At 47.1% G+C, this 24,069-nt stretch carries 21 protein-coding genes; 14 read left to right on the forward strand and 7 right to left on the reverse strand.

Annotated features, from left to right (window positions below; all coding sequences use genetic code 11):
* The 11 genes from BUA56_RS13175 to BUA56_RS13225 all read left to right on the forward strand — a co-directional run.
* Positions 1-452, forward strand: a 452-nt coding sequence (locus tag BUA56_RS13175; protein ID WP_139249492.1) for a formate--tetrahydrofolate ligase, incomplete at its 5' end; no start/stop codon positions are given.
* A gap of 71 nt (positions 453-523) precedes the next feature.
* Entirely contained in the window at positions 524-1,291 is a 768-nt protein-coding gene (locus BUA56_RS13180; protein WP_072852492.1) for a formate/nitrite transporter family protein, read from the forward strand.
* Positions 1,292-1,432: 141 nt separating this feature from the next.
* Positions 1,433-3,175, forward strand: coding sequence for a S8 family peptidase (locus BUA56_RS13185; RefSeq protein WP_072852494.1), 1,743 nt, complete (start codon positions 1,433-1,435; stop codon positions 3,173-3,175).
* 93 nt (positions 3,176-3,268) lie between these two features.
* Positions 3,269-5,002, forward strand: a complete 1,734-nt coding sequence (locus BUA56_RS13190; RefSeq protein ID WP_072852496.1) for an ABC transporter ATP-binding protein — start codon at positions 3,269-3,271, stop codon at positions 5,000-5,002.
* Between the two features lie 109 nt (positions 5,003-5,111).
* Positions 5,112-6,167, forward strand: a complete 1,056-nt coding sequence (locus BUA56_RS13195) for an MFS transporter (RefSeq protein WP_072852498.1) — start codon at positions 5,112-5,114, stop codon at positions 6,165-6,167.
* Entirely contained in the window at positions 6,152-6,499 is a 348-nt protein-coding gene (locus BUA56_RS13200; protein WP_072852500.1) for a hypothetical protein, read from the forward strand. The genes BUA56_RS13195 and BUA56_RS13200 overlap by 16 nt, the downstream gene beginning before the upstream one ends.
* Positions 6,500-6,526: 27 nt before the next feature.
* Positions 6,527-7,354, forward strand: coding sequence for a hypothetical protein (locus tag BUA56_RS13205; RefSeq protein WP_139249493.1), 828 nt, complete (start codon positions 6,527-6,529; stop codon positions 7,352-7,354).
* A gap of 94 nt (positions 7,355-7,448) precedes the next feature.
* Positions 7,449-8,633 (forward strand): pyridoxal phosphate-dependent aminotransferase, encoded by a 1,185-nt coding sequence (locus BUA56_RS13210; protein ID WP_072852504.1) that lies wholly within the window; start codon positions 7,449-7,451, stop codon positions 8,631-8,633.
* A 15-nt stretch (positions 8,634-8,648) separates the two neighbouring features.
* Positions 8,649-9,719, forward strand: a complete 1,071-nt coding sequence (gene hisC, locus BUA56_RS13215) for a histidinol-phosphate transaminase (protein ID WP_072852507.1) — start codon at positions 8,649-8,651, stop codon at positions 9,717-9,719.
* Between the two features lies 1 nt (position 9,720).
* Positions 9,721-10,221, forward strand: coding sequence for a COG2426 family protein (locus tag BUA56_RS13220; protein WP_072852509.1), 501 nt, complete (start codon positions 9,721-9,723; stop codon positions 10,219-10,221).
* A 70-nt stretch (positions 10,222-10,291) separates the two neighbouring features.
* A complete protein-coding gene (locus tag BUA56_RS13225) occupies positions 10,292-11,401 on the forward strand; it encodes a M23 family metallopeptidase (RefSeq protein ID WP_072852511.1) in 1,110 nt (369 codons plus the stop codon).
* 33 nt (positions 11,402-11,434) lie between these two features.
* Here the strand turns inward: BUA56_RS13225 and BUA56_RS13230 are convergent, their stop codons facing one another.
* Complete coding sequence (locus tag BUA56_RS13230; RefSeq protein ID WP_072852513.1) at positions 11,435-12,229, reverse strand: polysaccharide deacetylase family protein; 795 nt, start codon at positions 12,227-12,229, stop codon at positions 11,435-11,437.
* Positions 12,230-12,388: 159 nt separating this feature from the next.
* Here BUA56_RS13230 and BUA56_RS13235 point away from each other — a divergent pair, with 159 nt between their 5' ends.
* The 3 genes from BUA56_RS13235 to BUA56_RS13245 are packed head-to-tail and all read left to right on the forward strand — an operon-like array spanning position 12,389 to position 18,764.
* The gene (locus BUA56_RS13235) at positions 12,389-15,976 is read left to right on the forward strand and encodes a response regulator (RefSeq protein ID WP_072852515.1); all 3,588 of its coding nucleotides are present in this window, start codon (positions 12,389-12,391) and stop codon (positions 15,974-15,976) included.
* A gap of 27 nt (positions 15,977-16,003) precedes the next feature.
* Entirely contained in the window at positions 16,004-17,851 is a 1,848-nt protein-coding gene (locus tag BUA56_RS13240) for a putative bifunctional diguanylate cyclase/phosphodiesterase (protein WP_072852652.1), read from the forward strand.
* A gap of 37 nt (positions 17,852-17,888) precedes the next feature.
* The gene (locus tag BUA56_RS13245) at positions 17,889-18,764 is read left to right on the forward strand and encodes a YitT family protein (RefSeq protein WP_242946772.1); all 876 of its coding nucleotides are present in this window, start codon (positions 17,889-17,891) and stop codon (positions 18,762-18,764) included.
* A gap of 289 nt (positions 18,765-19,053) precedes the next feature.
* Here the strand turns inward: BUA56_RS13245 and BUA56_RS13250 are convergent, their stop codons facing one another.
* From BUA56_RS13250 to BUA56_RS13275, 6 genes are read right to left on the reverse strand one after another with little or no spacing between them, the layout of a single operon-like run.
* Positions 19,054-19,773, reverse strand: a complete 720-nt coding sequence (locus tag BUA56_RS13250; RefSeq protein WP_072852517.1) for a FadR/GntR family transcriptional regulator — start codon at positions 19,771-19,773, stop codon at positions 19,054-19,056.
* 6 nt (positions 19,774-19,779) lie between these two features.
* The gene (locus tag BUA56_RS13255) at positions 19,780-20,538 is read right to left on the reverse strand and encodes an SDR family NAD(P)-dependent oxidoreductase (protein ID WP_072852519.1); all 759 of its coding nucleotides are present in this window, start codon (positions 20,536-20,538) and stop codon (positions 19,780-19,782) included.
* A 15-nt stretch (positions 20,539-20,553) separates the two neighbouring features.
* Positions 20,554-21,489: a transketolase family protein gene (locus BUA56_RS13260; RefSeq protein ID WP_072852520.1), complete on the reverse strand. Its 936-nt coding sequence runs from the start codon at positions 21,487-21,489 to the stop codon at positions 20,554-20,556.
* Entirely contained in the window at positions 21,489-22,322 is an 834-nt protein-coding gene (locus BUA56_RS13265; protein WP_072852521.1) for a transketolase, read from the reverse strand. The genes BUA56_RS13260 and BUA56_RS13265 overlap by 1 nt, the downstream gene beginning before the upstream one ends.
* 57 nt (positions 22,323-22,379) lie before the next feature.
* Positions 22,380-23,042, reverse strand: coding sequence for a cyclase family protein (locus BUA56_RS13270; RefSeq protein WP_072852522.1), 663 nt, complete (start codon positions 23,040-23,042; stop codon positions 22,380-22,382).
* Positions 23,043-23,063: 21 nt separating this feature from the next.
* Positions 23,064-24,068 carry an ABC transporter permease gene (locus BUA56_RS13275; protein ID WP_072852523.1) on the reverse strand — a complete coding sequence of 335 codons (1,005 nt, stop codon included), beginning with the start codon at positions 24,066-24,068 and terminating at the stop codon, positions 23,064-23,066.
* Position 24,069: the final 1 nt, after the last annotated feature.

The following is a 24,069-nucleotide window of genomic DNA, read 5'->3' on the forward strand; positions in this document are numbered from 1 at the left end:
CGGAAGTATGGGCAAAGGGCGGCGAAGGCGGAATGGCCCTGGCAGAAGAGGTAGTGAAGCTGGTGGAAGAGCCCAACGACTTTACCTTCTCCTACACGGACGACATGACCATCGAAGAGAAATTAAATGCCATCGTAACCAAGATATATCACGGAGACGGTGTAGTGCTTACCCCGAATGCCAAGAAACAGGCAAAACAGCTGACGGAGCTTGGATTCGGCAAATGCCCGATCTGTGTGGCAAAGACCCAGTACAGCTTCTCAGACAATGAGAAATTGCTGGGAGCCCCCAAGGGATTTGAGGTAACCATCCGTAACCTGAAGATTTCTGCAGGCGCAGGATTCATCGTAGCATTATCCGGAGACATCATGACCATGCCGGGACTTCCGAAAGTACCGGCTGCTGAGAAGATTGATGTGGATGAGACAGGTAAGATTTCCGGACTGTTCTAAATTAAAGAATTTGATCTGGGACGGAGGAAAGAATTCTTTCCTCCGTCTCTTATCTCCAGAGGAGGATGAATATGTTTAAAGATGAATTTGCGGCAGTTTGCAATGCCGGTAAGAATAAGTTAGGATTGTTAGAAAAGAATCCGCTGGGATACTTCGTTTCTTCAATGGTAGCGGGTATGTTTATTGCTTTTGGAAGTTTTGTCACATTTACACTGGGTGCAGGCCTGGCGGCGGCTGAGTCACCGTATGTAAAGATGATCCAGTCTATTGCATTTGCAGCAGCCCTCAGTCTGGTAGTGGCAGCAGGTGCAGAGCTGTTTACAGGCAACAACTTTGTGATGAGTTCTGCTTCCTTTAACAAGATGATTTCCTGGGGAAAGACAGTAAAGCTGTGGGTTGTCTGTTATATCGGAAACCTGGTAGGTTCCTGGCTTTCTGTCCTGGTATTTCAGCTGACGGGAGTTCCCAATGGCGCTGTGGGTGAATACTTCGCGGGTGTAGCAGCCACGAAGATGGCACTTACACCAATGCAGATGCTTACAAGAGGGATTCTTTGTAATATTTTGGTGTGTCTGGCTGTATGGTGCAGTATTAAAATGAAGTCTGAGTCAGGAAAGCTTATCATGGTATTCTGGTGTATCTTTGTTTTCATGGTGACGAGCTGTGAGCATAGTGTTGCCAATATGAGTATTATGGGAGTAGGCCTTCTGAATCCCGGAACTGCTTCTGTAAGTGTGGGAGCGTATTGCCTGAACTTACTGCTTGTTACCATAGGAAATATTATAGGCGGCGCCATATTTGTGGCCTTGCCGTACTACATAATCGCAAAAGAAAAATAAGGGATTTTGGTAGAGGAAGAATATGCGGTCTGATGCACCGGTATTCTTCCTTTTTTGTGCAGCGGCAAGTCTGGACTGCAAAGCATTAAATAATCACCTTTCACTCCTCATACAATGATATAGGACGATGAGGAGGAAGATATGAACAATCAAAAACTTGAAAACAGTCTTAATTTAGCTCTTGACGCAACGCCGGAGGAGAGAGAAAGATCCCCGAATCTGGAAATCGGATATAACCCCTTAGAAAGCACATGGGAAGTAATTGTAAAGTATACAGGAGACATCAGCAGGATAGCCGGCGAGAATGTACAGGTAGTCCCTCTTCTGGGGGGATATGCCATTCTTACACTGCCTGAGGCATATATTCAGCGTCTGGCTGAGCTGCCGGAGATTACTTTTATCGGAAAGCCGAAGCGTTTATTCTTTGCGGTTAATCAGGGGAGAGCAGCTTCCTGTATCAATCCTTTGCAGACGTCCAACTCCCCGCTGGGGCCTGCCCTTATGGGAAGAGGCGTTATCGTGGCCTGTGTGGATTCGGGAATTGACTACGCCCATCCTGATTTTTGCAGAGAGGATGGTACCACAAGGATACTGAGTCTCTGGGATCAAAGTGTTCCCGGAAATCCCCCGGAGGGATATCTTATCGGAACGGAGTACACGCGGGAACAGATCAACGAAGCTCTCCGCCAGGAAACTCCGGCCGCCCGCTATGAGATTGTTCCCAGCCGGGATCTCAGCGGCCACGGCACCGGGGTTATGGGAATTGCCGCGGGAAATGGCCGCGCATCCCAGGGGGCTTACCGGGGAGTGGCCCCGGAGAGTGATCTTATGGTTGTCAAATTAGGACCTTCCAGACCAGACGGGTTTCCCAGAACCACTGAGCTGATGCAGGGGATTGATTATGTTATCAGGCGGGGAGCCGCTCTTGGGCGCCCTGTGGCCCTCAACCTAAGCTTTGGGAATAACTACGGCAGCCACAGCGGAGATTCTCTTCTCAGTACCTATATTGACAGTGCTGCCGGAATGGGGAAAAATGTAATCTGTGTGGGCACTGGAAATGAGGGAAACCGTGCGCTGCACACGTCAGGGGTTCTGGAGGAAGGGGTTACCCAGAATGTGCAGCTGGCCGTAAGCACCTATGAGACGGGCATGAACATTCAGATTTGGAAGTCTTATGTAGACCAGGTGGAGATCGCACTGGTACATCCAAACGGCCGGATCGTAGGGCCTTTTCAGGAGATTCTGGGACCCCAGCGCTTTACCATAGGAAGCACGGAGATATTGCTGTACTATGGGGAACCGGGTCCCTACAGCCTCTCTCAGGAGATCTATATTGAGCTGATACCCAGGGAATCTTATCTTGACAGCGGGGTGTGGGAGTTCAGGCTTCAGCCGTCGAGGATTATTGAAGGGGAATATCATATGTGGCTGCCCGGAGGAAATGTCCTGAACGAGGGGACCAGATTCTACCTGCCTTCACCCTATACCACTCTGACAATCCCGTCCACTGCAGGAAAGGTCATAGCGGTAGGGGCCTATGATTCCAGATATCAGTCTTATGCCGACTTTTCCGGCAGAGGGTATACCAGGATGGGCGCAGTAAAGCCAGACCTGGCAGCGCCCGGAGTAGACATACAAACCACTGCGGTAGGGGGCGGCTATGACTCCAGGACGGGGACATCGTTTGCCACACCCTTTGTCACAGGCTCTGCGGCATTAATGATGGAATGGGGAATTGTGAATCAAAATGATCCCTTTTTGTATGGTGAAAAAGTAAAAGCATATCTCAGGAGAGGAGCGAAACATTTGCTGGGACAGCAGACCTGGCCAAATCCAAGACTGGGGTTTGGTGTGTTATGCCTGCAGGACAGTTTTCCTGTGTAGAACTTCTTGTAAGAAACCCGCCTTTTTGCTAGAATAAAGGCAGCGGCCAAAGAATCTGACCGTAAGAAGCTGCGGGAAGAAGAAGGAGATACTATGAGTAAAATATTGAAGAAACTGACGGCTTATTACAAGCCGTATAAGGGACTGTTCTTTTCGGATCTGTTTTTTGCCATTATTGGGGCGGCAATTACCCTCATAATACCGCTGCTGGTAAGGTATATTACTAATCAAGTGATTTATATGGATGCCCGGGCGGCGTTCCGTATGATTATACAGCTGGGAGTCTTTATGATACTTCTGGTTTTGGTGGAAGCCTTCTGTAATTTTTATATCGCTTACTACGGCCACATTATGGGGGCTAAAATAGAGCGGGATATGAGAAATGAGATTTTCGGTCATTACCAGAAGCTGTCATTTGCCTTCTATGACAACCAGAAGGTTGGGCACCTGCTCTCCCGGATTACCAGTGATTTGTTTGACATCAGTGAACTTCTGCATCACGGGCCCGAGGATCTGGTAATCTCGGTGATTAAGTTTGTGGGCGCCTTTGGGATTCTGCTGTTCATCAATCCCAAACTGGCAGCGGTGGCATTCTTCTTTGTTCCGTTCCTGGTCATCTATGCCGTCTATTTTAATAAGAAAATGAAGCATGCGTTCAGGGAGAACCGGGCCAGAATAGCGGATATCAATACACAGATCGAAGACAGCCTGTCCGGAATCCGGGTCGTCAAGTCTTTTGGGAATGAAAGTGTGGAGATGAAAAAGTTTTCCCGGGGGAATGAGCGGTTCGTTGACTCTAAGAGGAAAAGCTACCAGTATATGGGGGCTTACAATTCCGGCATGGGGGCATTTACAACTCTGATTACCATTGGGGTTTTGATTGCAGGTGCAGTGTTTATCACAAAAGGACAGCTGGCGGTGGCGGACTTGGTTACCTTTCTGCTGTACATAAATAATTTCACGGATCCGGTAAAAAAACTGATTACATTCACTGAGCAGTTCCAGAACGGCTACAGCGGCTATTCCCGTTTCCTGGAGATTATGGCCATTGCGCCGGATATTAAAGATGCCCCTGATGCGGCAGCTCTCACGAAGGTAAGAGGTGACATTGGTTTTGACAATGTAACCTTCCGTTACGAAGAGAACCAGGAGGATGTCCTCCGGCATGTCAATCTTCAGGTTAAGGCAGGGGAGTATGTGGCGCTGGTGGGAAGCTCCGGTGCGGGAAAAACAACGCTGTGCAGCCTGATTCCCAGGTTTTATGATGTATCGGAAGGGTCTGTCACCCTTGACGGAGTAGATGTCAGGAAGCTCCGGCTGAAGGAACTCAGAAATCAGATAGGCATTGTCCAGCAGGATGTTTATCTGTTTGCAGGCACCATTATGGAAAATATCCGCTATGGAAAACCGGACGCAACTGATGAAGAGGTCATTCGGGCGGCAAGAGCTGCCAATGCCCATGAGTTTATCATGAATATGGAGGAAAATTATAATACGGATATTGGCCAGCGGGGAGTCAAGCTCTCCGGGGGACAAAAGCAGAGGATTTCTATTGCAAGAGTGTTTCTGAAGAATCCGCCTATTCTGATCTTTGACGAGGCTACCTCAGCGTTAGACAACGAGAGTGAGAAGATTGTACAGGAATCCCTGGAGTCATTGGCAAAAGACAGGACTACCTTTGTAATTGCACACCGGCTGTCTACCATTCGAAGGGCAGAGAGAATTCTGGTTCTCACAGACGACGGAATTGCCGAGGAAGGAACTCATGAGCAGCTGATGAAACAAGGCGGGCTTTATGCCAGTTTGTATGAGATGTCATTTAGTTAGGCATAAATCCGCAAATAATTATTGACGATGCAACAAAAAAGAGAGAACAGAACACCCTTTTACTAGAGGATAGAACGGATAGTTCTATAGGGCGAAGGGAGTGAGGCGTATGGCAAAGAAAGCTAGATGGATATCTGTCTATTCGGCTGCACATTTTGCAGTGGACTTTGCCTGCGCCTTTTTTATGTTTTCCAGGTTTCATCAGGAGGTTAACTGGTATCTTCTGATGCTGATCTATAATTTCTGTGCGTTTGCCATGCAGATGCCCCTGGGCTTGGGAGCAGATTGTATAGGGAGGGAGCGGATAGTTACGGTAATCGGGTGTATTCTTACTGCGTGCGCTTTTGGCTTGGGGGAATGGCCTGTTCCGGCTGTAATCGGTTTGGGCCTGGGAAATGCCTGCTTTCATGTGGGAGGGGGATGGGACGTCCTGAAGCACGCAGAGGGAAAGGACAGTATGCTGGGAGTTTTTATAGCACCGGGAGCCCTGGGGATTTATCTTGGAACGTTAATTGGTAAGAAAAGCGGGGATATGTCAGGCGGTTTTGCGGCGGCAGTGGCTTTTGCACTCTTTGTATCAGCTGTACTTTTATACCGGTTGAGGTACGGGGGAAGGGAGACAGCAGCAGCTGACGGCCATAGGGACAAGGGCAGGAAAACTTTATGCGGCACAAATTTACTGGGAATTACTTGCCTCTTTCTGACCGTATGTCTCCGATCTTATATGGGCTTAATTCAGAACTTTCCGTGGAAAGAGGAAGGGTACTGGGGGATGATACTTGTTTTTGCCCTTGTATTTGGTAAGGCTGCAGGGGGAGTTCTGGCGGACTGGGCGGGGGACAGACGGACGGCGGTGTGTTCTTTGGGGCTTGCAGGGATACTATATTGCCTGTCCGGAAATCCATTGGCAGGGGCGGCGGCCGTCCTGCTCTTTAACATGACCATGCCTGTCACACTGGGGGCGCTTACAAGAATGCTTCCGAAGACAAAAGGATTTGCTTTTGGGACACTGTCATTTGCCCTGTTTTTGGGATATCTGCCGTCCTATTCCGGGTATGGCCCAGAGATGCCGGAGGCAGGAGTGTACGTCTGGATATGCCTGATCTCCGGACTTCTGATCTGGAATGGCCTGGGAAAGGCGGTGAACGCATGGGAGAGTGGATGATACCGGTATTCGCAAAGTCCTTGCTGCTGACTTTGCTGCTGGAGGAGATTTTTGCGGGGGTGTGGCATGTAAGCCGTAAAGACTTATGCCTGGTTTTCCTGGTGAATGTGCTGACAAATCCCCCTGTGGTATTCGTATATTATATGGCTGTATGGAAGGCCTGGCATCCGCTGTGGCTGATAATACTGCTATTGGAGGGCCTGGCAGTAATGGCAGAGGCACTTTATTATAAAAAATATGCAGAGCGAATAAAATATCCTTTGCTTTTTTCCTTTGCCGCTAATTTATTTTCCTATTCTGCAGGGAAACTGGCAGTATTTTTGCTGCGGTAGGATAACGTTAGAAAAGGGGGACTGATTGTGAATATACTAAGAAAGTGTTATATGGCATTTCTGGGCGCAGTAGTTATGTTACTTCTGCCCTGCAGGACAGTTACGGGGGATTCAATAGCAGAACCTGACTATTCATTCTACGGAAAACACAGAAGTCAGATAAAACCAATAAACCGTATGTTTGAAGCAAACGGCAGCGGAGGAAGAGCAGATATTTACGAAGAACCGGGGGAGGAAGAGCCGGTAATAAAGATGGACAACGGCTCTGTCTTTTGTGTGATTCATATGTACACTGATAAAAAGGGGGACAAATGGGGCAGCCTGCTGTACGATGTACAGGGCAACGATACTGCCAGGACGCAGTTTTATACAGGAGATTATTTAGGCTGGGTGAAGATGGAAGACCTTTTGGTAAGGTATGATGAAATATCATTTCGGGAAGAGTTCGGGAAACAATTTCAGAAATATGCTGGGGAGCTCGACGGATATCAGGCGGAGCACCAGACATTATACTTCTGGGAGTATCCGGGCTCAGAATATAAGCAGGAATGGCAGATTCAGGAGGAGGCCGGGGACTGGAACATTCAGGAGACCTATAGAGATGATGCCGGCAGCCTGTGGGGGTATTCGGATTATCTGCCGGGGGTTAAGGGGTGGATCTGTATGACGGATCCTGTGAATCCGGATTTGCCTGTGCTGGTGAGAGAATCCGTTCCGGCATCAGAGGTTGAAGAATATGCTCCGGGCAAACCCAAAAGAGGATATGAATTTATAATTGGAGGCATGATCCTGCTTGTGTCACTATTGACAGCAGTAATGATTTTTGTATTTTGGAGGCGGAAAAAGCAGTCCTGAACGAGATTTTAACAGGGGATTCTTGTGTTTTTTCCAGATTGTTAGTATAATGAACAGTATCGCATTGATACTTTAAAGAAGGGAAGTAGGAAAGATGATAGCAGATAAAATGGTGAATTTTGTAAAAAACAGTTCGGCCATCCGCGCCATGTTTGAAGAAGGAAAAATTATGGCTGAGAAATACGGGGCTGAGAATGTATATGATTTCAGTCTGGGAAACCCAAATGTGCCGGCTCCCGCAGAGGTAAAAGACGCTATAATTGACATTTTAGACAATGAAGATCCGGTAGTGGTACACGGGTATATGAATAATTCCGGGTATGAAGATGTGAGGGCTGCCATCGCAGGTTCTCTGAACCGCAAGTTCGGGACGGCTTTCCGGGAGGAGAATATTCTCATGACTGTGGGGGCTGCCGGAGGCATGAATGTGATCTTTAAAACGCTTTTAAATCCGGGAGATGAGGTAATGGTATTTGCTCCTTATTTCGGGGAGTACAGAAGCTATGCCGCAAACTATGACGGAGTGCTGGTAGAAGTGTCTCCTGACACAGAGACATTCCAGCCGAACCTGGAGGAATTCCGCGGGAAAATTACCCGGCGTACAAAGGCCGTAATAGTGAATTCGCCCAATAATCCCACGGGAGTGGTATATTCCGAAGATACCATTCACAAGCTTGCAGATATCCTGAGAGAGAAGCAGAAAGAATTCGGCACAGAGATATATCTTATTTCGGACGAGCCTTATCGAGAATTGGCTTATGATGGCGTACAGGTGCCTTATCTGACAAAATACTATGAGAACACAATTGTAGGGTATTCTTACAGCAAATCCCTGTCTCTCCCGGGAGAGCGCATCGGCTACCTGGTGATTCCGGATGAAGTGGCTGACAGCCGGGATGTAATTGCTGCTGCAAACGTTGCCAACCGTATCCTGGGATATGTAAATGCCCCTTCCCTCATGCAGAAGGTAGTGGCAAGATGCCTGGATGCGGAGGTAGACGTTCCGGCATATAATAAAAACCGGGAGGCTTTGTACGGAGGCCTGAAAAAGCTGGGATTCCAGTGTATCAAGCCAGAGGGAGCCTTTTATCTGTTTGTCAAATCTCCTGTTGCGGATGAAAAAGTGTTCTGTGATGCGGCGAAGAAACATCACATCTTAATTGTACCAGGGTCATCTTTCGCATGCCCGGGCTATGTGCGCATTGCATATTGTGTTTCTTATGAAACCATTATGAATTCTATGCCGGGCTTTGAAGCTTTGGCAAAGGAATTTCTGTAATACTTGGAGGATATTATGAAAAAATGGGAAGATAATATACGTAAAGTAGTTCCCTATGTGCCGGGAGAACAGCCCAATGAACCAGAAATGATCAAACTGAATACCAATGAAAACCCCTACCCCCCTGCACCGGGCGTGCAGAGGGCGCTGGAGACTATGGATGCCGGCTGTCTCCGTCTCTATCCCGATCCTGGGGCCCATGATCTCACGGCAGAACTCGCCCGGTATTATGGGCTTTCGGAGGACCAGGTTTTTGTGGGAGTGGGTTCGGATGACGTGCTGGCCATGTGCTTTTTGACGTTTTTTAATTCCTCCAATCCCATTCTGTTTCCGGATATCACGTATTCTTTCTATGATGTGTGGGCAGATTTGTTCCGGATTCCCTATCAGCGCCCCATGCTGGATGAGAGGTTTCATATCCGGAAGGAGGACTATTTCAGGGAGAATGGAGGAATCATATTTCCAAATCCCAATGCACCTACCGGTGTGGAGATGCCCCTGGAAGAGGTGGAGGAGATTGTCCGGAGGAACAAGGATGTGGTTGTGATTGTGGATGAGGCTTATATAGACTTTGGGGCAGCTTCCGCACTTCCTCTGATTAAAAGATATGAGAATTTGATTGTAGTACAGACATTTTCCAAATCCAGATCCATGGCTGGCATGCGTATCGGCTACGCCATGGGAAACCCCGTACTTATCAAGTATCTGAATGATGTGAAATATTCATTCAATTCCTATACCATGGATCAGACAGCGCTCCTTCTGGGGCAGGAGGCAGTAAAGGATGAGGGATATTTCAGAGAGACCCTGGGCAGGATTATAGAGACGAGAGAGTGGACGAAAGAGGAATTGAGAAGGCTGGGGTTTAGGTTTGAGGATTCTAAGGCCAACTTTATCTTTGCCTCACATGAAAGCTGTCCGGCCGAAGAGCTGTTTGGGGCATTGCGGGCTGCGCATATTTATGTCAGATATTTTATGGCGCCCAGGATTAACAATCATCTCAGGATATCCATTGGCACACAGCAGGAGATGGAAACACTTATCCGTTTCCTCCAAAAATACTTAAAAAAATACGAGGAGAAATAACGTGGATTCAGCAGTACAGTGGTTTGCAAATAATATGCCGTCATTTTTATCCCCTGAGGCGGCGATCTTTCTGGTATCTATGGTACCCATTTTGGAACTCAGAGGAGGCCTGTTACTGGCTTCCATTCTGAAAATTCCTATGGTGCAGGCGTCGGTGATATGCATCATAGGAAATATTCTGCCGATTCCTTTTATCCTGTTGTTTATCAGGCAGATATTTAAATGGCTGAAAAAGACAAAAATCTTCCGGCCCCTGATTGAGAAGCTGGAGAAGAGGGCTATGGGGAAGAGTGACAAAATTAAAAAATTTGAATTCTGGGGATTGGTGCTCTTTGTGGGAGTACCGCTGCCCGGAACCGGAGGATGGACCGGAGCGCTGATTGCCTCTCTGCTGGAAGTGGACCTGAAAAAATCAGTCCCCGCTATCTTGCTGGGAATTTGTATGGCGACAGTGATTATGCTGATTGTTTCTTACGGGATGTTGGGAACAATTATGCAATAGTGATTTCATAAGGAATTTATAAAAAGCAGCAGACATATATTATGAATAACGTAATACCGTGGAGTATAGTATGAAGGTGAGTATCAGCCGCGTTATCATTGGAATAGAATGCCTGCTGCTTTTTTGTACCTATTTATGGTACTGTCAGCCGAAAGGGATCACTGTGGCCAGCGATTCTGCCAAGCCCGAAGAAAAGTATATTAAATGGGTGGACTTTACCGTACCATATGAGGCCCTGCAGCAGGCTTATGAGTTGGATGTGAGTACCTATGAGCAGGAGATACACCTGAACTGGACGGAACTGCTGGCCTTTCTGGGGGCCAGATACGGGGGTGATTTCGGCAGCTATTCCTCAAAGGATATGAAAGACCTGGGCGAGAAGCTGACTTCCGGGGAGACAACAATGGCGGAGCTGACAAAAGACATGAAATATTATGCTTATTATCTGGAGGCATATACTGCGGTTTTGGGCGGCATGGTAGGTGAGTATGAGATACAGGTGCCAAAAGACGACGCTCAGGGGACTGAGACAGGAGCGCAGGAGACAGGAGAAAAGATTTGGGTAAAGCAATACGGCCTGAAAGCCTACTCTCCCATTGCCAGGGGATATGAATATCAGGACTATGATGATTTTGGGGTATCCAGAAGCTACGGATACCGAAGACAGCACCTCGGACATGATATGATGGGGCAGGTGGGTACACCCATTGTGGCAGTGGAGTCCGGGTATGTGGAGGCCATCGGCTGGAATCAGTACGGCGGCTGGCGGCTGGGTATCCGCAGCTTTGATAAAAAGAGATATTATTATTACGCGCATCTGCGCCAGAATTTCCCGTTTAACAAATCCCTGAAGGAGGGCAGTGTTGTCCAGGCGGGGGATGTGATCGGATATCTGGGGCATACCGGCTACAGTGCCAAGGAAAATGTGAATAATATCGACACTCCCCATTTGCACTGGGGACTTCAGCTTATCTTTGATGAGAGTCAGAAAGAAGGAAGCCATGAGATTTGGGTGGACTGTTACCAATTGACAAGATTCTTATCTCAGAAGAGGAGCAGGACTGTTAAGAATCTGGAGACGAAGGAGTACCACCGTGTATTTGAGATGAGAGATCCCGCGGCGGAGGAATATAAAAAGAGCATAGCGGATAAGGGAAACAGCGGCCAAAGCGAAAAGTAACGCTTTGGCCGCTGCGTTTGTGCCGGGGAGAGCTTATGTATCTGCAATCTGTTTTCCTGCCCGGTCCATATGATAATGATCTTTGTAGATTAGCTCTGAGATTGGTACAAATTCATAGCCTTTTCCCTGCAGGGTGGTAATGACCGTCTCCAGCGCATCTTTGGTATACTTGGCGCCGTTATGGCAGAGGATGACTGAGCCATTTTCCAGTGACTTATTTTCACAGATGGTCTGGATAATAGAATCAGCCCCATAGTCCTTCCAGTCCAGACTATCTACAGACCACTGGATGGGATAATAGTGGTTGGCAGCTGCAGTTTTGATTACACTGTCATTATAGTCACCATAGGGAGGCCGAAATAGAATCATATCCACGCCTGTGAGTTCTTTTACCTTGTTGTGCACCTTCATCAGCTCCTGTGTCTGCTCTTCAGTACTGAGCTCGCTCATATGCTTGTGGTTTTCGCTGTGGTTTCCCAGGTCATGGCCGGCTTCATATATCTTTTTTACGTCCTCCGGATAACTCTCAACCCATCCTCCGGTCATGAAAAAGGTAGCTTTGACGTTATGCTTAGCCAGGATATCAAGAATCGTCTGGGTATCTTCATTGCCCCAGGCAGCATCGAAGGAGATGGAAATCTGTGGTTTATCAGTATCTACACAGTAGATTGGCAGTTCACGGCCTCCTACGCTTGTGCTCACGGAGGCAATTTTGGGAAGGTAGGCAGCGGCGCAGATCAGAAGGGCAATAGCAGCCAGTCCGACGAAAATTGAGACTGCGTTTCTTTTGAAGGGTTGCGTGGAAGAATCAGGATTTTCTTGATTCATAATGGATACCTCTGAAAAGGGATCTTGTTACTATCTTATGGGATACAGCTTATACATTATGCACTGCAAAAAAATAGACCAAAGCAGTAGAAAATGTAATATTATGGAGGTATAATAAAAGAATATACATTCATATACCGTTTGCGGGAGGAAAAACAAATGAACAATCAGACAGACGTCAGGGAAACAATCTACAGATTTTGCCGTGCCTGGTTTGAAGAACGTAGTCTTACGGAAACCCTCACATTTCTCACAGAGGATGTGGACTTTGTGGGAACTGGAAAAAACGAGTCTGCCTGGGGAAAAGCTGAGATGGAAGCATATCTCAGTCAGGATATCCGAGAGATATCAGAACCATTTAAGGTTGGAATTTCATTCATATACGAACATTATATTACCGAGCAGGTGTGCAGCTTATCTGCTGAGGTAACATTAAAAAATACCTTATATACCTGGAATCTGAAAGCATTCTTCACTTTGCTTTCCAAAGAGAGCCGCTGGGTGATCAAAAGCTTTCATGTGGCAGAACCGGGGACCAGTCAGAGGGAGGCTGAGCACTATCCGCAGACACTTGTGATTGAACATTCTATCCGCCAGCGGCAGGAGCTTTTAAATGACTCCCTGCCCGGGGGCATGATGGGCGGGTATATTGAGGAGGGGTTTCCCTTTTATTTTGTGAACCGCAGGATGCTGGATCACCTGGGGTATGCGGACGAGGCAGAATTTGTATCAGATATAGACGGAATGATTGGAAACTGCATGCACCCCCAGGATCGGCAGATGGTTGACGACGCAGTAGAGGCCCAGCTGAGAAAGGGGGATGAATATGTTGTAGAATACCGGATGAAGAAGAGAGACGGCTCCTACATCTGGGTTCATGATCTGGGGCGGCAGGTGACTGCGGAGGACGGCAGACCTGCTATTATCTCAGTGTGTATGGACATAACCGCCCGGAGACAGGCTCAGGAGGAGGTACTCCATCTTTATAACAATATTCCGGGGGCCGTATTCCGCTGCAGATTTGACAAGGACTTTTCCGTGATTGCGGCCAATGACGGACTGTTTGAATTTCTGGGGTATACCAGGGAGGAGTTTGCGGCTCTGGGGAATAAGATGTCAGCTGTGATTTATCCCGAGGATCTTCTCATTATGAAGGACATACTGGACAGCCAGCTGCGGTATGGCAATACCATACAGAATCAAAACCGGCTGATATGCAGGGATGGGTCCGTAAAATGGATCTCCATAAAGGCTCAGCTTATAAGAGGCGAGGATCAGGAACAGTATTTCTACTGTGTCTTTGTGGATATCACAGATGAAAAGAAGCTCCAGGAACAGGCCAGGGAATTATATGAGAAGGAACTGGCATATTTTGCAGAGCTGTGTTCCAGGGACGGGAATATTCAGGGAAGCTTAAATGTTACCAGAGGGATTGTGGAAACCTATCTTTCAAATTCCGAGATGGCTGTGGCTTATGTGGGAGAACCCTATGAGAAGGTAGTAGAGACTCTGGCAATGTCTGCGCTGGATCCTGCGTATGGGGAAAAGATTAGAGTTACCCTGGACAGGGAGAAGGTACTGAAGGACTTTAGTTCCGGAAAAATAGATTACCATCTGGATTTCCTGCGCAAGAGCAACCGGGGGGAATGCTTCTGGGAGAATACCTATATGCGATCCTTCCGGAATCCCGAGACAGGGGATATTATCCTTTTCTTCTACACATCAGATGTCACAGAGCAGCGGCTGCAGGAGCAGCTGCTTCGGAGAATTACAGAGCTGGACTATGATATTATCCTTGAGGCCGATACTGTAAGGGATACATACCGGATGATCAGCAGTGCAAAAGAGGGGCCTATGCTGGCGCCTGCCGGGAGGCTCCGGGAAGAACTTTGTTCCGTTGCAGAACGGCTTATGGACGAGGCGGCTGGAAGAGAGCTTCTTGGCAAACTGGATTACAGCTATATGAAAAAGGAGCTGTCAAGACAGGATTCTTATTCATTCCTCATAGAGATAAGGGAGAAAAATGATGAGATCCGTGTGATGCGCCTCCAGGTATTTTATATTATTAAAGAGCTTGGGCGCGTATGCATTGCCTGTACGGATGTCACGGATATCGTATCCCAGGAGCAGAGACAGAAGGAAGAACTTGCAGCAGCCCTGGTGGCTGCGGAGCAGGCAAATGCCGCCAAATCAGATTTCCTTTCCCGTATGAGCCATGAAATCCGTACACCTATGAACGCGATTATCGGTATGAGTACCATAGCGGCAAAATCCATAGGGGACGATGAGCAGGTGGAAGACTGCATTTCAAAAATAGGTATCTCCTCGCGATTCTTGCTGTCTCTGATCAATGACATTCTGGATATGAGCAGGATAGAGAGCGGGAAGATGCTTTTAAAAAATGAAAAGATACCTATGGAGGAATTCATTCACGGGATTACGTCCATCTGCTGTGCTCAGGCAGATGCCAAAGGTGTGGAATATGAGTGCATTGTAGATCCGGTATTGGATGACTATTATATGGGGGATGCCATGAAGCTTCAGCAGGTATTGATTAATATATTAAGCAATGCCATCCGGTTTACCGGTGAAGGGGGTAAGGTGACGTTTTCAGCAGCCCAGCGCAGAAAGACAAAAAATGATGCGGTCCTCCGGTTTATTGTAAATGACACCGGCATAGGAATGAGCAGTGAGTTTCTGCCTCATATATTTGAACCCTTCTCACAGGAGTCGACGGGCACAACCTCGCTGTACGGCGGAACAGGACTTGGACTTGCTATCTCTAAAAACATCGTGGATTTGATGGATGGAAAAATTACTGTGCGCTCCATCAAGGGGCTTGGCTCTGAATTTACAGTGGACGTAAAGCTGGGGATTACGGAGGAAGAGAAGCTGCGGCATAACCAAAAGAAGCAGAGCTATAACTTTTCCCATTTAAAGACCCTGGTGGTGGATGACGATGTAGCTGTCTGCGAGAGCGCGGTCGTGACGCTCCGGGAAATCGGTGTCCGGGCGGAGTGGGTGGACAGCGGCCGGAAGGCGGTGGACCGTGTCAGAAATTTCTGGGAAGAGGGACGTTACTATGACATGATTCTCATTGACTGGAAAATGCCTGAGATGGACGGAATAGAAACCGCCAGACAGATCCGAAGAATTGTAGGGCCTGAGGTTACAATTATTATTATGACAGCCTATGACTGGATATCCATTGAACATGAGGCAAAGCTTGCGGGAGTGAATCTTCTTATGAGCAAACCTATGTTCAAATCCTCCCTGGTTTCAGCTTTTAGTACGGCTCTGGGGGAGAAAGAAGAGCAGGACCAGCAGGTGGAGGCTGATGACTTCGATTTTACAGGCAGGCGGGTACTGCTGGCAGAGGACAACCAGATAAATACAGAAGTAGCAGTCATGCTTCTGGAGACCAAGGGATTTCAGGTGGATACGGCGGAAAACGGCCTCCGGGCCCTGGAGATGTTCAGCAAATCTGAAACAGGATACTATGATGCCATTTTGATGGACATTCGTATGCCGCTTATGGACGGACTCACCTCCTCTGCCAATATCCGGCATCTCAGCAATGCGGACGCTGAAACGATACCTATTATTGCCATGACTGCCAACGCTTTCGATGAGGATATAGAAAAGAGCAAGGCGGCCGGAATGAATGCACATTTGGCTAAGCCCATCGAACCGAACCGCTTGTATCAAACACTATATGATTTTATTTACGGGAAAGAGAATTCATGACCGGAGAGAAGGGAACTGTTGGCTAATATGAAAGGTATATACAAAAGGGGGCTGGCTGTCCTGTTTCTGGCCTGTCTTCTTCTGGGAACGATGATGGTCCAGGCTGTCATTCAGGCGCAGTCTTACGGACGGCTGATTAATTATGTGGGAATTGTACGGGGGGCTACACAGCGCCTGGTCAAGCTTGAACTGCAGAGACAGGAAAGCAGTGAGATTATACAGTATATCGATAGTATTATAGAAGAATTGACAGGGGCAAAAGGTCCCTATGACCTTCCGGCGCCCCAGGACGAACAGTATCAGGAGGATCTCCTGGAGATGGAGCGTATGTGGGGCCAGGTGCAGGAGCATATTTACGCATACCGCATGGGAGAAGAAGAAGAGGCAGAGATGCTGGCACTGAGTGAGGCATTTTTTGAGCAGGCAAATGATACCGTCTTTTCTGCAGAAGAATATTCAGTCAGAAAGAACCGGACGCTGTTAGGCGTATGTGTCGCTCTGCTGGGAGTAGTAGCTGTTATCTGGCTTCTCATATTCTGGTCGGCTTCCAGGAAAATACTTTTTTTGGAGAACACGAATAAAGAACTGAATGAACTGGCACGCAAGGATCCAATGACAGGCGCTTACCAGATAGAAGCGTTTAAAGAGGAAGCGCAGAAACTTCTGGACACCGGTGCTGATAAAAAGTACGCTGTGCTGTATACGGATTTTACGGATTTCAAATACATGAATGATGTATTTGGTTATACGTACGGAGACAGTATTCTCAGACAGTACGGTGAAATTTTGGGGGAGAGCCTCCGGGAGGGAGAGATTTACGGGAGAGTCTCTGCAGACCATTTTGTGATATTAATGTATTATAAGGAAAAGGGCGAAGCAGCGTCCCGCCAGCGGAAAGCGGATCAGAGGATTATCAAGTTTATGCATAATTCGTATGATAAGCAGAGTGTGCCCACCTGCTGCGGCATCTGCTGTGCTGAGGATGTAGTGGAAACCCTGCTGATTGACAATCTGATTGACAACGCAAATTTTGCGAGAAAGACTGTAAAAAATGGGACAAATCCCAATTATGTGTATTACAATGAGAGCATACGGATCCGGCTTCGGGAAGAAAAAAATGTAGAGAGCCGCATGCTGTCAGCCCTGGAGAATCATGAGTTTACCGTGTATTACCAGCCCAAGGTTGAACTTAAAACAGGGAGGATAGCCTGTGCGGAGGCTCTGGTCAGATGGAAGACCAGCGACGGGGCTGTGATATCTCCTGATTATTTTATCCCTGTATTTGAGAGAAAGTTTTTAATTGGGCAGTTGGATCAGTATGTCTTTGAGGAAGTGTGCCGATGGCTGAAATCTCTCCTGGATCAGGGGCGGGAGGTACTTCCTGTATCAGTAAATGTTTCCAGGCTGCAGTTTTACGATTTGGATTTTGTGAGCAGGTATGTGGAGATCAGAGACAAGTATCAGATTCCTCCCCGGCTGCTGGAGATTGAGTTCACAGAGTCTATGGTATTTGACAAGGAGGAACTGCTGATTCAGATTGTAAAACAGCTGAAAAAGGAGGGCTTCTCCTGTTCTATTGATGATTTTGGAAAGGGATATTCTTCTCTAAGCCTGCTTAAGAGTATTCCCATCGATGTATTGAAGATCGACCGATTGTTTTTTGTCGAGAGCGAAGATAAGGGGAAAGATGCCGCTGTTATCGAGGGGATTATAGACCTGGTGAAGCGGTTCCATATCCAAACAGTAGCTGAGGGGATTGAGACCTGGGAACAGGTGGAGTATCTGAAGCATATCGGATGTGACTTTGTACAGGGCTATGTATATTACCGTCCCATGCCGGAAGAAGAATTTGAACAACTTCTGGAACAGCAGTAATTGCATAGGCAACGGCCTGATTAGGAGGAGGATGAAAATGCTGAAAAAAATTACGGCAAAGAATATATTGCTGCTTGCCCTGAGCTGTATCATCTGCAGTATAGCAGTAAACTGGGTAGCGCTTCCCAATGGGTTTGTAGTGACAGGCATCACAGGGCTTGCCATGACAGTCTCAGAGTTTACGGGGATTCACTATGCACTGATTAACTATGTGATGGTAGGGGTGGTGCTGATCATTACATGGGTGAAGATGGATAAGGAGGAAGTTTCCAGTATTCTTTTTCTGTCGGTTCTATATCCGGCGGTCCTGTGGGCAATGAGCTATTTTTCCGTACATATTATATTTGATGATAAACTGATTGCGGTTGCTTTTTTTGGTGTCCTGCTGGGAATCGGGACAGGAATTGCTTTTCGCCTGGGATTTTCCTTCGGCGGGACAGATACCATTGGCAAGCTGCTGAAGCATACTGCTTTGAAACAGATCCCTCTGAAAACCATACTGCTGTTAGTAGACGGAACTATCCTGCTGATCATGCTCACTGCCTTCAGCCTTGATGCGGTGGCATACGCATTTGTCGGGCAGTTGATCTATGTGAACAGTATGAACTTTGTACTTTTTAATATGGGTCCCAAGTTGTATGAGATACAGCTGATCTGCAACGCCCCTCACAGTATCGAGCAGTTTATCATAGAGGATATTCAAAAAAGTGTAACTATTCACCAGGTGGTAGGAGGATACACAAAAGAGACGAAGACGCAGATTGACTGCGTCTGTACCTCAAAAGAATACGTGAAGCTGAGGGAATTTGTAAAGAAGGAAGAGATTGACTGCTTTATGAAAGTCTTCCCTCTGATGCATGTATTCGGACAGGATAAAGACTTTTTGAAAATCAAGCAGGAGATTATAGAGTAAGTAAATTGCTCTGTACATAAATCTGAGGGAGATCAGTGAGGCAAAGGACTAGAATCATCTGCCGCCTGATTTCCCTTGAGATTAGTGAAAATGTACAGAAATTTTGGATGAAAAATTGTTAAATATGCAGAATATACAAAAAGGAGTTTACAAAGTATGGATTTGATGCTAGACTGATATCAACCGATAAGTTTAAGCAATTTATTTTTTTACTCCACTATATGTAGGATGTTGGATGTAGAATAAAGAATGAAGTATATAGGCGAATGTCATTAAAGTATTAGTTTAATTATATGGTTTCCATGTCGTAAAGGTAACTCTGCCTTACAATCCGGTCTATGTCGTACACAGTTTCTTCTGCAATCAGATAGTTGAGGAGTTCCCGGTGAGCTGCCTTGAATTCTTCCTGTTTTCCCTCTCTTATAATTCTGGTTACCGTATCCAGGCGCAGCTTTTCTGTGAGTTTGCGCACGGTTGTATTCATACTGTCTATGATTGGACTTTGACAGACAGAAGAGATTGTTTCGTGGAAGAGATTGTCCGCCTGGAATACTGCCTGTACACTAAAAGGCTTTTCTTCAAAGGATTCTGCCAGGAAATGATACTGACGAATCAGTTCCTCTTGGCTGTCCGGGGTAAGCTTTTGCTTTGCCAGCTTCATCAGGCCGATCTCAATTAATTCTCTCAGTTCCATCAGCGCAAGCTGAGAAGAGCCGCTGCTGCTCAAGATAACCCCGTAGAGCAGGGGATTCAGCATAATTCCGGAAAACCCTTGTTTTACAAAGGTTCCCTCTGCTCTTCGTATCTCTAGCACGCCGTAGGAAATAAGCATTTTTATTGCCTCACGTATGGAATTACGCCCTACGCCGAGAAGCTCCATCAGCTCGGTTTCTGTGGGAATCTTATCTCCGGGCTTTAATTGGCCATTGATAATTGCGTTTGTCAGCGCATCTATAATCTGCTCTACAATAGAACTGCTTTTAATCTTGCGGAAAGTGAGATCCTGCATAAGCAGTTAGTCCATGTGAGAGCCGCCGTTAATGTCAATTTCTTCACCGGTGATATAAGATGCTTCCCTGGATGCAAGGAATACAATGGCATTGGCAACTTCCTGGGTCTCGCCCGGCCGTCCCATAGGGATTCCGTCGATAACCTTATCGGCATCCTCCTTGGGAAGGGATTTCCAGATCTCGGTATTAATCAGGCCGGGGCATACACAATTGGTGGTTATGCCGTACGGGGAAATTTCTCTTGCCAGATTTTTAGAAAATCCCAGCACAGCGGCCTTAGAAGCCGAATAGTGGGCTCCCCCGAAGATACCGCCTCCTCTTTTTCCTGATACGGAAGAAAGTGATACTATACGTCCGTATCCGGCTTTTTTCATGGGCTCCAGCACAGCCTGCGTACAGAGAAAGAGGCCAAACATGTTTACATTAAAGATTCTCTTTATATCTTCCAGCGTCATATCTTCTACTGTAACTTTTTGTGAGACGCCTGCATTGTTGATGAGGACATCTATTCTGCCGTATTTATCCATTATGGCAGAAACCATATTATCAACAGACGCTTTCTCTGTGATATTTACGGGTATGCCGAAAGCTTTGCCGCCTATTGATGTAATATAATCTACGGTGTCCTGAATCCCTGCTTCATTAATATCAGCGATTACAACAGTAGCACCCTGTCCGGCAAAGGTGGCAGCAATGGTTCTGCCGATGCCTTTTGGTGATCCGCTTCCGGTTACAATAACAACTTGCCCTTCAAATTCTAACATGATTTTTCCTCCTTTTTATTTGAGCATTGATTTTGCGGTTTCTACAATATTTTCAGTGGTGATGCCGTTTAATTCCAGGAGACGCTCATAAGGCGCTGACTGGCCGAACTGATCCTGAATCCCGATACGCTTCACATGACCCGTTCCTTCTTCCGCAGCGACCTCACAGACAGCGCTTCCCAGACCATTTAAGATATTATGATCCTCCACGGTGATGATTCTGCCGATTCCGCGAAGGCAATCCAGCACAGCTTCTTTGTCTAAAGGCTTAATGGTATGCATATCCAAAACCTTTGCACGGATCCCCTGAGATGACAGCTTTTCCTCTGCCTCCAGAGCCAGACGGACGGTGTCGCCGTTGGCAATTATGGCGATATCCCCGCCTTCTCTAAGCGTTACCGCCCTGCCAATTTCAAACTCCTGATTCTCATCGTAGATAACGGGAATGGCATCTCTGGTAAAGCGCAGGTAAACCGGGCCGTAAAGCTCGGCAGCCTTTGCCACCAGCTTTTTAGCAGCATAATAGTCTGCAGGCATGACTACGGTCATATTGGGAATAGTTCTCAGCACGCCCATATCTTCAATGCTTTGATGGCTGGCTCCGTCATTGGCCGGTGTCACCCCTCCGTGTGAGCAGGCGATTTTTACATTTAGTTTAGGATAGCAGATTTCCTGGCGTATCTGTTCGCACATGCGAAGAGATCCAAAGACGGCATAAGTCACTACGAAGGGGATTTTTCCTGCGGTCGCGAGACCTGCGCTGACCCCTGCGCCATTTTGTTCTGCAATGCCTACATTCAGATACTGCTCCGGCAGTTCTTTGGCAAATGCCCCGGTTTTGCAGGATTTTCCAATATCTATGTCCACTACGCAGATATCCTTATTCTTTCTTCCAAGTTCAACAATTGCCTCTCCAAAGCCATCTCTTGTAGCGATCTTTGTTCCTTCCATCAGATATCCCCCCTTTCAAGCTCTTCCATTGCCTGTGCATACTGCTGTTCGTTAGGAGCCGCGCCATGCCACCCCAGCTGATTCTCCATAAAAGATACGCCCTTGCCCTTCACCGTATGTGCATTAATAAATTTGGGCTTTTTGGTTTTGCCTGCCCGTATTTCATCCAGTGTACAGACGATTTCATCCATGTCGTGACCGTTGATATCATAAACTTCATAGCCGAAATCCTTTAATTTTTGGCTCATATCCAGAAGAGGCATGATTTCGTCCGTGGTGCCGTCCAGCTGAAGTCCGTTATTATCAAGAATAACAATGAGGTTATCCAGCTGATATCTGTTGGCACACATGATGGCTTCCCAGATCTGCCCCTCATCGGACTCCCCGTCACCTATCATTGCAAATACCCGATAGTCTTTGTGATTCATTTTTCCGGCAATGGCCATGCCTACCGCACAGGACAGTCCTTGTCCAAGAGAGCCGGTGGAGATATCGATGCCGGGGCATCTCTTCATATCAGGATGTCCCTGAAGGATGGAACCTTCTTTGCGCAGCGTATGCAGTTCTTTCTCAGGAAAGAATCCTAGAGTCCCAAGGGCCGCATATTGTATGGGACATACATGGCCTTTGGAAAGGACAAAACGGTCTCTGTCTTCCCATTTCGGATTTTCAGGATCCAGATTCATCTCCCGGAAGTAGAGCGCGGTCACTAAATCCGCGGCTGAGAAGGCACCACCCGGATGGCCGGACTGGGCTTCATATATCATGGTGAGGGCTGTTTTCCGCAGCTCTTTTGCCTGTTGTTTTAGTTCTTCAGTACCAATATTTTTCATAGCAACCTCCTAATCATCATCTGTAGAACGTAGGATATATATATAGACAGAGTATTGCTACTCTGTGATGAGTGCAATAGCTCTGGCGGGAGCGCCTCCGCAGCCTTCCATTTTCAGCGGCAGCAGTATAAAATCCCAGCGGGGATATTCCAGCAGATCCTTTGGAAGGAAAAGCTCTTCTCCCAGCCATATTTCACTTCCTAAGAGCAGTTCATGCTGCATCAGGCCCTCCCCTGCTTTGGGCCCGCCGATACTCATAGAGTCAATGGCAATTCCCTTTACTTTTTTATCAAAGAGCCACTGCGCTCCATCCTCGCCCAGATATGGCCAGAAGTCGCAGTACTCTGTGCTCCAGTCTCTTTTATAGCCCCATCCTGTGCACAAAAGAACTATATCCCCCTCTTTGATGACATCTTCGTAAGGTTTTAGGTGTTCTGTGCCGATAGCGGTATGAGCATCAATTCCAAACAAATCGACTACTACGGCTTCTCCTATGTATTGTTCAACAGGCGTCTGTGCCACTGTTTTTCCCTGAGGAAAGTGGTGGAAGGGTGCGTCCACATGCGTAGAAGTATGTGTATTCATGTAAATACGCTCGGATGTGTAGCCATCTTTGGGCTTAAGCGTCTCATAATTAATAGCAGTCAGCTCATAGGGCATATAGCCGGGATTGTTGTGATAAAAAGTTTGGGACAAGTCTAAAAGTTTTTTGATTTTCATAAGAAACCTCCATTTCTGAAATTATTTTCTGGTTTTTCTGGTGGTAATGCTGCCGATCAAAACTGCAACGATAATGACTACACCAGTAACCGTTCCGCTCCAGAATGTATTAATCCCCATAAGGTTAATACCATTGTTTATTCCAGTGCTGATTAAGGCACCAATCAATACACCAAAGGCAGAGCCTAATCCCCCGGACAGGCTGGCGCCTCCGATAACCGTGGCGGCGATGGCGTTTAATTCCATGCCTGTTCCAGCAGTACATTCCACTGTGAGAAGATAAGATGCATTTAAAAGTGCGGCGAGTCCGCAGAGAATACCGCATACAGAGTAGCAAATAATTTTTACCGCCACCACGGGGATGCCTACCAGGCGCGCGGCCTCCTCATTGCTTCCGGTTGCATAAATCCAGCGCCCCAGCATAGTTTTCCGCAGGACAAACTGCAGAAGAATGACAGCAATCAGCATATAAGTAATATAGTTGGGCAGTCCGAACAGAAAGCTTCCCCTGTCAAAGGCAGCAAAAGAGGTGTGGTTGCTGATTGTCTGAGAATTGCCTCCGGCCACAATAAAGGTAAGGCTGGAAGCCGCCCCCTGCATAGCCAGTGTAACAATAAAGGGAGCCATCTTTACCTTTGCCACAAAGAAACCATTGAATAAGCCGCAGAGCAGGCCTACACCCAATCCCGCAATCACCCCTGCTGCAATCCCAAATTTAATCATGCAGAGAGTGGCAACCATTCCTGCAAAGGAAAAGATAGACCCAACGGACAAGTCGATGCCTCCTGTAATGACAACCAGCAATTGGCCAAGAGATATAATAAATAAGGGTGCGCAAGCCTGAAGCACATTTTTCAGGTTACGGGCTGTCAGGGCTGTACCAGTAGCAAAATGCAGAATAATAAATAATATAATTAATACCAAAAACATACCAATTTCAAGCTTATATGCCTTTGCAGTCTGGGCCAGACCTCCTGTAGATGAGGGGGCATTTGCCTGATTCTGAGCCTTATCTGTTTTATTCATA

The sequence above is a fragment of the Lactonifactor longoviformis DSM 17459 genome (genome assembly GCF_900129135.1).
Taxonomy (GTDB): Bacteria; Bacillota; Clostridia; order Lachnospirales; family Lachnospiraceae; genus Lactonifactor; species Lactonifactor longoviformis.